Below are 11,701 nucleotides of genomic sequence, written 5' to 3'. Positions count from 1 at the left end.
GTCATGACCGAAACCCAGAAGCCCTCCGTCCTGTTCGTCTGCGTCCACAACGCCGGCCGCTCCCAGATGGCCGCCGGCTACCTCCGCCACCTCGCCGGCGACCGCGTCGAGGTCCGCTCGGCCGGGTCCATGCCCGCCGACCAGATCAATCCGATCGCGGTCGAGGCCATGCGCGAGGAGGGCATCGACATCACCGCCGAGGCTCCGAAGGTCCTTACCGCCGAAGCGGTACAGGATTCTGACGTCGTGATCACCATGGGCTGCGGGGACGCGTGCCCGTTCTTCCCGGGCAAGCACTACGAGGACTGGAAGCTCGACGACCCCGCGGGTCAGGGCATCGACGCTGTGAGGCCCATCCGCGACGACATCAAGGCCCGCATCGAGACCCTCCTCGCTGAACTCCTGGCCTGAGTCTCCTCGGGTTCCGGTCCGGGCATAGGATTGGAACCCACCTGCAGCGAGCGGGAGGTCGCCTATGGAAGGTTCAGTCCAGTTCTTGGGGCTCGATCTCGCATCGACGACGCCGTTCTTCCTGGTCCTGCTCGCAACCCACGTCCTCGCGGCGCTCCTCGCGATCGTCTCGGGCGTCTGCGCCATGTTCGCGAGGAAGTCGGGTCCACGGCATGGGCTAGCAGGTAAGAGCTACATGGGCGCCCTGTTGGCCGTCTTCCTGACGGCCTGCGGGCTCGCACCCTTTCGATGGCCGATGGATCTCCCGTTGGTGCTGCTCGGCGGTGGAGCGGTGCTTGCCGCCGGCTACGGGTTCTGGTTCCGGCGGAAGCGCCGAGCGGGAGACGTGCCGCACATTGTGGCCATGAGCGTGTCGTTCGTGCTGATGCTCACCGCGTTCTATGTCGACAACGGGCCCCATCTCCCGCTCTGGCAGATCCTGCCTCAATCGAGCTTCTGGATCATTCCCGCCCTGGTCGGTGCACCGTTCATCACGCGCGCCTCGATCAAGTATCGACGTCGCCGAAACCGCTAAGTTCCGCAATCAGGGCCTTAAAGGCTGCGTTCAGCTGCCTACTGCCGCTGCACACGCCCGTGTCTGGGGTGCACGAGGTCGACCCGCTCGGCGACTTCTGGCCCCTCCAGCGCGTGTCAGGGTTCTCGATCCACGCGGCGAACACCGCTTTGCCGTGAGGTGTGACCCAGTGATCGCGTCACCGGTCGTTCTCGCTCTACCGGGATGCACCTCGCAGCGCTGCTTCGATCTGCTCCTGCGTGGGCGCTCCGGCGTACCCGCTTCCTGTCGCGTAGACCCGGCACGCGAGCGAGCGAACCGGGGCCGTGGGGAACAGGTCGACGCCGTCGACGAGGATCGTGGGCGAGCCTCCGAACGGAGCATCCGCCGCCTCGGCCTCGGTTCGAATCGTCACCAGCTCGACGGGCACGTCCGCGAGCCCGAGAGCGTCCAGGGCGGCGCGCGCGTGCTCCTCAGCGACAGCTGTGTTCGGGCAGTCGACGATGTGCAGCAGTTCGACCTTCATGCGGTCGGCTCCTTCCGAGTCCGGGCGGCGCGCAGGCCGTTGAGGATGACGACGACCTCGGCGATCTCGTGCACCAGGACCACCGCTGCGAGCCCCAGGACGCCGAACAGGGCGAGCGGGAGCAGGGCGGTGATGATCAGCAGCGACAGGATGATGTTCTGGTTGATGATGTGCCGCCCCCGACGGGCGTGGTCGAACGCGCGCGGCAGCAGCCGCAGGTCATGGCCGGTGAACGCCACGTCGGCCGACTCGATTGCGGCATCGGAGCCGGTCGCGCCCATCGCGATGCCGATGTCTGCGGCGGCCAGGGCGGGGGCGTCGTTGATGCCGTCGCCGATCATCGCGACCGAGCCGTTCTTCTTACCGAGTTCGCTGATCGCGGTGGCCTTGTCCTCGGGGCGCAGCTCGGCGCGGACGTCCTCGATCCCGGCCTCCGCAGCGAGGGCACGTGCGGTGCGGGCGTTGTCGCCGGTGAGCATCGTCATCCCGATGCCCTGGGTCGCGAGGGTGCGCACGACCTCGGGGACCTCGGGGCGCAGCTCGTCGCGGACGCCGATCGCGGCAACCGGGACGTCGTCGCGGTGGACGATCACGACCGTCAAGCCCTGCTCTTCCAGGCCTGCCACCTGGTCGCCGAGCGACCCGGCGTCCAGCCAGCGGGGACTGCCGACCGTGATCCGCGCGCCGTCGAGCTTGCCCTCGATGCCGTGCCCGGCCTGCTCCGCCACGCCCTCGGCCGCAGGGGCATCTGGAGCGGCCGCGGTAATCGCGGCCGCGAGCGGGTGGGTGCTGTGCTGCTCCAGCGCGGCCGCCCAGGCAAGCGCCCGCGCCTCGGTGATCCCGTCGGCGGTGAGGACGGCGGTGACGGCGGGCTCGTTGCGGGTCAGGGTGCCGGTCTTGTCGACGGCGACGTGGCGGATCACGCCGAATCGTTCGAACACGGCCCCGGACTTGATGATCACGCCGAACTTGCTCGCCGACCCGATCGCGGCGACCACTGTCAGTGGCACGGAGATCGCCAGCGCGCAGGGCGACGCCGCCACCAGCACCACGAGGGCGCGGGTGATCCACAGCTCCGGGTCGCCGAGCAGCGACCCGAGGGTTGCCACGAGCGCGGCGAGGATCAGCACGCCGGGCACCAATGGCCGGGCGATGCGGTCGGCGAGGCGGGCGCGGTCGCCCTTCTCGGCCTGCGCCTGCTCCACGAGCTCGACGATCGTGGTCAGCGAGTTGTCGGTGCCCGCCGCGGTCGTCTCGACCTCCAGCGCCCCGGCGGTGTTGATGGCACCCGCCGACACGGCGTCGCCGGGCTCGACCTCGACCGGGATCGACTCCCCGGTGATCGCGGAGGTGTCCAGGCTGGAGCGCCCCGTGCGGACGATCCCGTCGGTCGCGATCCGCTCGCCCGGCCGCACCAGCATCAGCTGACCTACATGGAGATCCTTCGCCGGGACTTCGACGGCTGTTCCGTCGTGGCGGATGGTCGCAGTCTCGGGGACGAGCTTGAGCAATGCCCGCAGCCCGCCGCGGGCGCGGTCCATCGCCTTGTCCTCCAGCGCCTCGGCGATCGAGTAGAGGAACGCCAAAGCTGCGGCTTCCTCGACATAGCCGAGGATCACCGCGCCGACCGCGCTGATCGTCATCAGCAGGCCGATGCCGAGCTTGCCCGTGAACAGCTTCCGGATCGCGCCCGGCGTGAACGTTGACGCCCCCAGCAGCAAACCGATCCAGAACGCCACCAGCGCCGGGATCTCGAGCCCGGACCACTCCAGGACCAGGCCGGTCAGGAAGGCGGTGCCGGAGAAGACTGGGACCATGATCCCGCGGTCCCGCCACCAAGGGCGCTCCGCCTCCTCGGCTTCTTCGGCGTCCGCGGTCTCGGGCTCGTCGTGCTCGCAGCCGCACGCAGTGCTCATGCGCCTGCTCCCGTCCCGCAGCAGCCCGGCACGGTGCACTGGGCATCCATGCAAGGCGCGTGCTCGTCCACCGCGAGCGTCACGTCCACCAAAGCGGTCAGCGCCGCCGCCAGGTGCGGGTCCGTGATCTCGTAACGCGTCTGCCGCCCCTCTGGCTCCGCGACCACGATCCCGCAGTCGCGCAGGCATGTCAGGTGGTTCGACACGTTCGAGCGGGTCAGTTCCAGCTCGCGCGAGAGCACGGCCGGGTAGCTCGGCCCGTCGAGCAGGGTCATCAGAATCCGGGAGCGCGTCGGGTCCGCCATGGCCCGGCCGAGCCGGTTCATGACGTCGAGGCGTGAAGCAATGGTCAGCATTCACTGATCATACAGCGAATGCTGACTATTTGGGTATCAGCGGACCAGGGGTGGTGCCCCCAGCTGGATGAGCTGCGGCGCAGGCGCGCAGCAGGGCCCGGCCGCGGACTGCTCGTCGGGCGCGTCGAAGAGGCCGGAGCCTCCGCACACGCCCGTGTCGGGCAGGGCGAGCTCCACGCGCTCGGCGGCTTCGCGGTCTCCGGCGATCGCGGCGACGACGCTGCGTACCTGCTCGAAGCCGGTCAGGGCGAGGAAGGTCGGCGCGCGTCCGTAGGACTTCGCGCCCACGATGTAGAACCCCGGCTCGGGCTGCTCGAGGTCGGCCGCGCCGGTGGCCCGGACGGAGCCGCAGGAGTGCACGTTTGGGTCGACCTCCGCGGCGATGCGCGTCGGGGCCTGCAGGCGCATGTCGAGGTCGAGACGGATCTCGGAGAGGAAGGATAGGTCGGGGCGGAACCCTGTGGCGACGAACACCCGCGCCGCAGGCGCGAGCTGTCGGCCGTCCTCTGCAACCAGTACTGCCTGGCCGCCGTCGATGACGACCTGTTCAGTGCGGAACCCGGTGACGAGGTCCACGAGGCCGTCTTCGACGGCCTTCTTCGCGCGCTGGCCCAGCGCGCCGCGCTCGGGCAGTTCGTCGGCGCTGCCGCCGCCGAAGGTGTTGCCGACCGTGCCGCGGCGCAGCACCCAGCTGATCCGTGTTCCGGGTTCGCGCTTGGCCACCCTGGACAGGATCCCGATCGTGGTCGCCGCTGAGTGCCCGTTGCCGACCACCACGACATGCTGACCCGCCAGCGCACTGGCATCCTCGATCGCGGGCATGCGGTGCTCCATGAGGCCTGCCTCGATCGCTGCACGCTCGCCGAGGGCGGGAAGCCCGTCGGCGCCGGCGGGACTGGGCGTCCGCCAGGTGCCCGAGGCGTCGATCACGGCGCGTGCTTCGATCCGCTCCTCGCTGCTGTCCGCGGGCTCGACGTGCACGATGAAGGGCTGCTCAGCGCGTCCCGCATCAACCGAGAGATCGCGGCCCTTGCGCCCCACGCCGATCACCCGCGCCCCATACCGGATGCGATGACCGAGGGTCTCCGCGAGCGGCGCGAGGTACTGCTCGATCCACTGCGCGCCGGTCGGATACCCCTGAGTGGGCGCCATCCAGCCGGTGGGTTCCAGCAGGCGTCGCGACGCCGCATCGGTGAGCTCCGTCCACGGCGAGAACAGCCGCACGTGCCCCCATTCGGCCACCGCCGAGGCCGGCCCAGTGCCGGCTTCCAGGATGAGCGGGTTCAGGCCGCGCTCGAGCAGGTGCGCGGCCGCCGCGAGTCCCTGCGGGCCCGCGCCGATGACGACGACGGAATCCATATCAACCTCCATGCATTGATGTTCTTCGATGTGACAAGCCTGCCGAACGCATCGACATCTGTCAATACGTAAGGCAGAATGGAGGCATGGCTGCTCTCCCCGCGACGATCGACGCAACGCCCGAGCAAGCGTCGTGCTGCGCCCCCGCGGCCGACGCGATGGTCGACGATGCGACCGCGCAGCAGCTCGCGAAGGTGTTCAAAGCGCTCGGAGATCCGAACCGGATCAAGCTGTTCTCGCTGATCACCGCGAGCGCAAGCGGGGAGATGTGCGTGTGCGATCTCACCGAACCCGTCGGGCTGTCGCAGCCGACCGTGTCGCACCACATGAAGCTCCTCGTCGAGGCCGGACTCGTCACCCGTGAACAGCGCGGCAAATGGGCGTACTACCAGCCCACGACCGGCACCCTCGCCGACGCAGCCCGAGCGTTCACGGCCTGATGGAGTCGCTCCACTTCCGGCCGATGGTCAAGGCTGACTGGCCCGAGGTCGAGAACATCTACCGGGCCGGAATCGACACCGGGCACGCCACCTTCGAAACCGCTCCACCCGAAACCTGGGCCGCATTCGCCACCGGCAAACGCCCGGAACTCAGCCTCGTCGCTGTTGGCTCCGAAGACCGGGTTCTCGGGTGGGCTGCAGCCTCACCCGTCTCGGCGCGGGCCGTCTATGCGGGCGTCGTTGAGCACTCGATCTACGTCCACCCGGATGCTGCGGGGCATAGGGTCGGCTCGGCTCTCCTGACCGCGTTCCTCGATCTCGCGGATCAGGCCGGGGTCTGGACGGTCCAATCGTCGATCTTCCCCGAGAACACCGCGAGCCTGCGCCTCCATGAGCGGGCCGGGTTCCGCGTCGTCGGACGGAGAGAACGCATCGCCCGCATGGAGGCCGGGCCATATGCCGGACGCTGGCGCGACACCCTCCTCGTGGAACGCCGCACCACAGCGGCCCCTGCAGCAGCAGGAGGTAAGGGTGCATCTTCCGCGAACATGCACCCTCACACGCACTCCAGCGGCCTGTCGACCCGCATCTTCATGTCGAATCGCCTTCAGAAATCCTGAACTTACGGGGAACCTAGAGCATCCGAGCCCGAGTGTCGAACAGTTCAAGTTCGGCGGGGTGCAGCTGGTGCTGCACGACGAAGCTGCGGTCCTTGATCTTCCACAGCCCCTGCCCGATGCCGAGGCCTGGGAGGAGTGATCGTTCGGTGCCGGTGAGTCCGAGGGTCTGCGCGGTGACGCCGAGCTGATCACTCTCTTGCCGGTATACGATCCGCGTTTCGGCGTTCGCGAGCAGCGACGACGCGAGCGCCCGCATTCGGGAGCCTTGGTCGCCGACGTTCTCCAGGTCGGTGAGTTTGTGGAAGATGAGCAGGTTGCTGATGCCGTAGTGGCGGGCGAGCCGCCATTGCGCATCCATCCGGGCGAGGAGCGCCGGGTAGGACATGAGCCGCCAGGCCTCGTCATAGACCACAAATCGTTGCCCGCCCGATGGATCTTGAAGCGCGGCCTCCATCCACGCCGCTGAGCACGTCATCAGCACCGCGAGTAGCGCCGAGTTCTCCGCCACCCGGGAGAGGTCGAGGGAGAGCATCGGCAGGGTTGGGTCGAACTTCTCGGTCGAGGGACCATCGAAGAGACCGGAAAGGTCACCGGCCACGAGTCGGCGCAGCGCGTGCCCGACCATGCGGCCGTCCTCCGTGAGCCGCCCGTCGGGATCGTCCGCGGTCGAGGGCGAGAGGATGCGTTCAACGACCATCGGCAGGATCGGCACTTCCGCTGATCGGACGGCATCGGCGAGGGCGAAGTCGATCGCGGTGTGCTCGACCGGGGTGAGCCGACGATCGAGCACCGTTTCGGTGAGCGCCCCGATGAGATCGCGCCGCCGCGCAGCAACCTGCGCCGCCCAATCGGCGTCCGGGAGACCAGGGGCCCGGTAGCCCTCATCGAGCGGATTCAAACGTGTCGGAAGCGAAGGGCCGAGGACGATCGCACGGCCCCCGACGGCGCGGGCGACCGCAGTGTGCTCGCCTTTGGGGTCGCCGGGGACGTAGACGCGGCGCCCGAACGGGAGTGCACGCGTGTAGAGCGCTTTCGCGAGCGAGGACTTTCCGCTGCCGACGATTCCGGCAAGGATGATGTTCGGTGCGGTGATGACCCCTTGCCGGTACAGCTCCCACGGGTCGTACACGAAGCTGCCGCCCGAGTAGAGGTCTTGCCCGATGAAGGTGCCGGCCGAGCCGAGCCCGCCTTCAGCGAGAAACGGGTAATGCCCCGACAGCGTCGCGCTGGTGTCCTGGTGGCGCGGGAGCCGGAACCGGCCCGGCGTGCGCAACGCCGCCGGCCCCTCCTCCCCGGCACGAGGCAGGTACCGGGTCTGGCGGCGGGCTTCGCGTACTGCTGCCGCCTCCGCCCGAACTCTGGCCGCGGTTTCGGCGCGGGCTTCGGCGTGGATGCGGGCGGCGGCCTGGGCGCGGGCTTTCCGGTGCCGGCGGAGTTCGCCTTCGGGACCGACGAGCACCGAGGTATGCAGGCGCCCGGGGTCGGTGTCGTCGCTCATCGGCCGAGCCCTCGCCCGGCCTGCCTGCCGGGCTGCTGACGGTGGATGTTCGGGGTGCCGAGGCGTTCTCGCCGCGACTGCTCCCGCGCCGTTGCTTCTCGTGCGAGGGTCGGCCCCGCCCGCACCCCAGAAGGGGCGGCGGTCGCCGACGGCGATTCGGCGGTGGCGGCGTGGCGGGGGTCTTCGAGGCCGAGGAGCACCGGGGACGGGAAGGCATCCATGTGCCGGTAGAGGGCGAGGTGCCGGTGATCCTGGTTGTAGACCAGCGTGTAGGCGTCGAGCTGTGCGGTGCGGTCGAGGAGGCCTTGCGGGGGCGCGTCGTAGACGTACCCGTTCTCGAGCGCAGCATCCACGGTCTCGTCGCCATAGTCGTAGCCCGCGAGCTCCTGGATCACGGCATCGGCGCCGCCCTGGTCGATGAGGTCGAGGAGCCAGTCGGCTTCGCCGCCTTGCAGGAAGACCACGTTGATCAGATGCCCGACTTCCGGCATTTCGGCGGCGGGGTGCCAGGCGATCCTGCCCGCCGCCGCGGATGCCGCGTCGAGGCGTCGCTCCGCCTCACCGATCAGCGCTGCCGCCTGCCGAAGCTCCCCGGCGGTCGCGAGCGCATCGCGGACGCCCGTGGCGCGGTCGCCGGCGTCGTCGGCGGCACGGTCGCGCATGTTCTCGTGGACGGTGGCGATCTGGGTGAGGACTTGTTCGAGGGAGCGGACGCTGCCGAGGAGATCGCCGAGCACCCCGTACATGTCCTCCGGCCGGTCGAAGGTGCGGCTGGCGTGCGCGAGCGCCCGCATCGCCTCATACGCTTCCGCGGCGTCTGTGACGGGATCGGTGAAGGTCGGCATGATCGGGGCTCCAATCGTGAAGTTGATTCGTATGTCAGATGGGGCGGCAGAGCGGGAGCCCGGCCGCGGTGAACGCTTGCGCCTGCTGGCCGACCAGGCGCCTCGTTTCGCAGGACGCCTGGATCGCGGCCTGCTCGATTTGCGACACTGCCGCGTCGAGTTCTCCTGCGGTAGGTGCGGAGACGGAGACGAGGCCGACGACTCGGAGGACCCCGTGCCCGGCGGTCAGCTCGCTCTCTTGCTGCAGCACGTCACCGTACTCGGCGGTGGCCTGGGTGTCTTCGACCTGCCCGATCTTTCGGCGCTGGGCGGCGTCGGCGACCATCTCCGTCTTCTTCCGCCGCAAATCCCTGGCGGCCTGATCCGCCCGCACCGGCAGGTAGTGCAGCGACAGGGACCGCAACACCCCGCCGGTCAGGATCAGCGGGGCGAGGAACCCAGGAAACGTCTGGGCTCTTGGCCATTCGCTGATCCACAGCACCGCGTGATGTGCGCTGTCGGAGCGCAGCCGGTCCCAGGCCTCGTTCACCGCGACAGGGCCCGCGGTCGCGAGCTCCCGGCCGAGAGCGCCGTGCCGTTCGAGGGCGGGGCCGGCGGCGGGGTCGTAGGCGGTGCGGAGGATCAGGGCGACATCCCCAGGGGTGAGCCATCCCGTCATCTGCAGCTCGGCGGAGCGCAGCGCGGTCTGGAACGACTGCATCTCCTGCCCGAGCACTGCCGCCGCCCCTTTCATGCCGCCACCCGCGGAACGGATCTGCCGGGCAGCGGCTCGCATGTCGAGGGAGAGTGACACCGTGGTGGCGTGGCGTTCCCCGGCGGGGCCCGCTCGCTCGATGAGCTCCCGGTACGTGTTCGCCGCCCAGGAGCCGTCATCCTTCCCGTGCTCGCGCCACCACTCGGTCAGCCCCGACCCGGAATCGGGCAGGGTGCGCTCTTGCACCTGGATGCGGGCGATCCTCCCGGACCGGCACGCGGCCGCAAGGACGCGACCCCAGCCGGTGACGCGGCGCTGCTGCTCGCCGGGGTCGAGGAGCACGAACGCCGGATGCGCCACCCCGCACACGACGGTGAGGGTCTGCGCGTGCGGGTCGTGGATCATGGCCGCCCCCGTCTCGGGGTCTACCCATTCCCGGAGCGCGGCGAGGTCGCCGGGGAGCGCGAGCGTACCCGCCGGGCGCGGTTTCACGACCCTGCGCCGGTAGGCGGTTTGCTTCGCGCGGGTGCGGAGGAGCCAGCGGGTGACGATCGGCGCCCACTCGATCAGCTTCCTCCCGCCGACAGGCACCCACGCGATCGCGACCAGGGCCGCCCACGCCGGCGACGACCAGGCAAGGCCCTGGCCGCCGCCGGTGTAGAGGCCCGTGACGATGATGCCGAGCGCGGCGGCGAGGACGATCAGCTGTGGCAGGGAGAGGCCGAGGAGCAAGCCGCGCTTGGTGAGGCGGGAGAACTGCACCGAACGCAGCTCGAACGATGCTTCGGAAGTCTTCGCGCTCATGGGGTTACTGCTTCCCGGTCGGGGCGGGCGGATCGGTTCGCGGCGGCGATGGCGGCGGAAGCACCGCAGCCGGCTGCTGCACCGGCGGCCCGGGCGGCGGGGCCGCCGGCTCGGACGCACTGCCGGCATGTGAGTCTGCGGCTTCGCCGATCGTCGCGCCGATCTTCGGGCCCGCGGTCGCGGTCTCTTTCACCACGATCCCGGCGACGACAGCGGCGGCGACGGGCGGTGCGGCGGCGGTTGCCCCGGCTGCGCCTTCTCCGGCGGCAGCCCCGGTGCCAGCCTCCGTGGTGGGGACTGTGGCAGACGACGGAGCCTGGGCGTGCGCACTGCTGTCGCCGCTGTCGAGCACCTGCTTCGGGGCGGGGCCGGTCGGCTTCGACGGGAGCGGGACGGGCCGGTTGAGGGCGTTCTTCGCTTCCTGCTCCATCGAGGACGCCTGATACATGTCGAAGCCCACGAAGCTCAGGAACTTGTACGCCAGGTACGGGGCAAAGCTCGCGACGAACAGCAGCACGATCCCGGCGATGGGTTCGGACAGGGATTTCAGGTCGATGCTGATGGGGGCGGCGACCTGGGTGGTGGCGATCAGGAAGATCACGACGACGACCAGTTTGGAGACGATCATCGCGACGACGAACGTCGCCCACTTCCCGAACCAGCCGCGGGACGCTTCCCAGGTGAGGCCGGCGAGCGCGACCGGGCCGAACACGATCGCGACCAGCAGCAGGGCCTTTCTGATGAGGAGGGAGAACCAGAGGATGAAGATCGCAGCGATCATGAGCCCGGCGAGGAAGATCGTGAGCAGCGCCCCCGCCCCGCCCGCCACCGAGGTGATGGTGACGGCGGCGATGAGGAGCGCGAGCCGGTCGCCCATGCTCTCGATGGTCTGCCCGGTGGCCTGGATGATGCCGACGCAGAGCTGATCGGTGATTTCGAGCAGCAGCGCGGTGCAGGTGATGAGCACGAACGAGCCGAGTACCGATTTCGCGACCCCGAGCGCGGCTCGGGTGAGCGCGGACGGGTCGCGGCGGGCGAGGCCGGTGATGAGCTGGAAGCAGAAGAACAGGAGGGTCACGAATACGGCGATGCCGAACAGGATGTTGTAGACCTTCACGTATCCGTCGGAGGTGACGTCGACCGAGGTGGTGGTGGAGAACACGTCCCACATGCCCTGGAACAGGGTGGACACGGCGAGCCCCATCGCGGAGGCGATCCATCCGAAGAACAGGCCGGCGGGGCCCTCGCCGATCGCGGTGCAGACGGTGGAGACGCCGGGGATGTCGCAGATACTCACCCTGAACCACCACCGGTTAGTTGACGGCCTGGCCGACGGTCCAGAAGAAGTTGATGAGCGTCACCGCCGCCCCGCACAGCACCGCCGCCCCGCACGACACGAGCACGCCCGTCTTTCCCCTGCTCGCGAGGTGCGGGTTGCTGCTGTTCGCGCCGAAGCCCCAGACGATCGCGGACACGATGAGCGCCAACACGGAGAGGATGAGGCCGATGGTCATCACCGCGCCGACGATGTCGCGCAGTTGTGCGATCCCCGGAAGCCCGTTGCTGTTCGGGTCGATATCGATCATGGTTGAGCACTCCTGCCGGTCGGTGAAGCGGACGCGATCCGTCCGACAAGCAGGTGCACACGCGGATCACCAGCGACTGGTGCCCGCCTGGAT

13 protein-coding genes are annotated in these 11,701 nt (G+C 69.4%); 4 read left to right on the top strand and 9 right to left on the bottom strand.

Annotated features, from left to right (window positions below):
- Positions 1-3: 3 nt before the first annotated feature.
- Positions 4-411, top strand: a complete 408-nt coding sequence (locus tag AB3K78_RS07015; protein ID WP_416447052.1) for an arsenate reductase ArsC — start codon at positions 4-6, stop codon at positions 409-411.
- An 85-nt stretch (positions 412-496) separates the two neighbouring features.
- Positions 497-985: a hypothetical protein gene (locus AB3K78_RS07010; protein WP_416447051.1), complete on the top strand. Its 489-nt coding sequence runs from the start codon at positions 497-499 to the stop codon at positions 983-985.
- 196 nt (positions 986-1,181) lie between these two features.
- On the opposite strand, the gene AB3K78_RS07005 is transcribed toward AB3K78_RS07010, so the two are convergent.
- Genes AB3K78_RS07005 through AB3K78_RS06990 form a run of 4 tightly spaced genes read right to left on the bottom strand, consistent with a single transcriptional unit; the run spans position 1,182 to position 5,121 of the window.
- Positions 1,182-1,490 carry a hypothetical protein gene (locus tag AB3K78_RS07005; protein WP_130109623.1) on the bottom strand — a complete coding sequence of 103 codons (309 nt, stop codon included), beginning with the start codon at positions 1,488-1,490 and terminating at the stop codon, positions 1,182-1,184.
- Entirely contained in the window at positions 1,487-3,406 is a 1,920-nt protein-coding gene (locus AB3K78_RS07000) for a heavy metal translocating P-type ATPase (RefSeq protein ID WP_416447050.1), read from the bottom strand. The genes AB3K78_RS07005 and AB3K78_RS07000 overlap by 4 nt, the downstream gene beginning before the upstream one ends.
- Positions 3,403-3,762, bottom strand: a complete 360-nt coding sequence (gene cmtR, locus AB3K78_RS06995; RefSeq protein WP_416447049.1) for a Cd(II)/Pb(II)-sensing metalloregulatory transcriptional regulator CmtR — start codon at positions 3,760-3,762, stop codon at positions 3,403-3,405. The genes AB3K78_RS07000 and cmtR overlap by 4 nt, the downstream gene beginning before the upstream one ends.
- Positions 3,763-3,798: 36 nt before the next feature.
- The gene (locus AB3K78_RS06990) at positions 3,799-5,121 is read right to left on the bottom strand and encodes an NAD(P)-binding domain-containing protein (RefSeq protein ID WP_416447048.1); all 1,323 of its coding nucleotides are present in this window, start codon (positions 5,119-5,121) and stop codon (positions 3,799-3,801) included.
- An 86-nt stretch (positions 5,122-5,207) separates the two neighbouring features.
- On the opposite strand from AB3K78_RS06990, the gene AB3K78_RS06985 reads away from it, so the two are divergent.
- Together AB3K78_RS06985 and AB3K78_RS06980 are read left to right on the top strand one after the other, a co-directional pair.
- The gene (locus tag AB3K78_RS06985) at positions 5,208-5,561 is read left to right on the top strand and encodes an ArsR/SmtB family transcription factor (RefSeq protein WP_416447047.1); all 354 of its coding nucleotides are present in this window, start codon (positions 5,208-5,210) and stop codon (positions 5,559-5,561) included.
- Positions 5,498-6,181: a GNAT family N-acetyltransferase gene (locus AB3K78_RS06980; RefSeq protein ID WP_416447046.1), complete on the top strand. Its 684-nt coding sequence runs from the start codon at positions 5,498-5,500 to the stop codon at positions 6,179-6,181. Before AB3K78_RS06985 ends, AB3K78_RS06980 begins: the two co-directional genes overlap by 64 nt.
- 13 nt (positions 6,182-6,194) lie before the next feature.
- Here AB3K78_RS06980 and AB3K78_RS06975 read toward each other — a convergent pair whose 3' ends face one another.
- Genes AB3K78_RS06975 through AB3K78_RS06955 form a run of 5 tightly spaced genes read right to left on the bottom strand, consistent with a single transcriptional unit; the run spans position 6,195 to position 11,608 of the window.
- Positions 6,195-7,679, bottom strand: a complete 1,485-nt coding sequence (locus AB3K78_RS06975; RefSeq protein ID WP_416447045.1) for an ATP-binding protein — start codon at positions 7,677-7,679, stop codon at positions 6,195-6,197.
- Complete coding sequence (locus AB3K78_RS06970) at positions 7,676-8,524, bottom strand: hypothetical protein (RefSeq protein ID WP_416447044.1); 849 nt, start codon at positions 8,522-8,524, stop codon at positions 7,676-7,678. Before AB3K78_RS06970 ends, AB3K78_RS06975 begins: the two co-directional genes overlap by 4 nt.
- Positions 8,525-8,558: 34 nt before the next feature.
- Positions 8,559-10,022: an SCO6880 family protein gene (locus tag AB3K78_RS06965; RefSeq protein ID WP_416447043.1), complete on the bottom strand. Its 1,464-nt coding sequence runs from the start codon at positions 10,020-10,022 to the stop codon at positions 8,559-8,561.
- Positions 10,023-10,026: 4 nt separating this feature from the next.
- A complete protein-coding gene (locus AB3K78_RS06960) occupies positions 10,027-11,319 on the bottom strand; it encodes a conjugal transfer protein TrbL (protein WP_416447042.1) in 1,293 nt (430 codons plus the stop codon).
- 16 nt (positions 11,320-11,335) lie between these two features.
- Entirely contained in the window at positions 11,336-11,608 is a 273-nt protein-coding gene (locus AB3K78_RS06955; RefSeq protein WP_416447041.1) for a DUF6112 family protein, read from the bottom strand.
- Positions 11,609-11,701 lie beyond the last annotated feature (93 nt).

Origin of the sequence: Leucobacter sp. HNU (assembly GCF_047946755.1) — a bacterium.
In the GTDB taxonomy this organism is placed as follows: Bacteria; Actinomycetota; Actinomycetes; order Actinomycetales; family Microbacteriaceae; genus Leucobacter.
The sequence above is the reverse complement of the archived record's forward strand: the minus strand, read 5'-3'. Positions and strand labels throughout refer to the sequence as shown.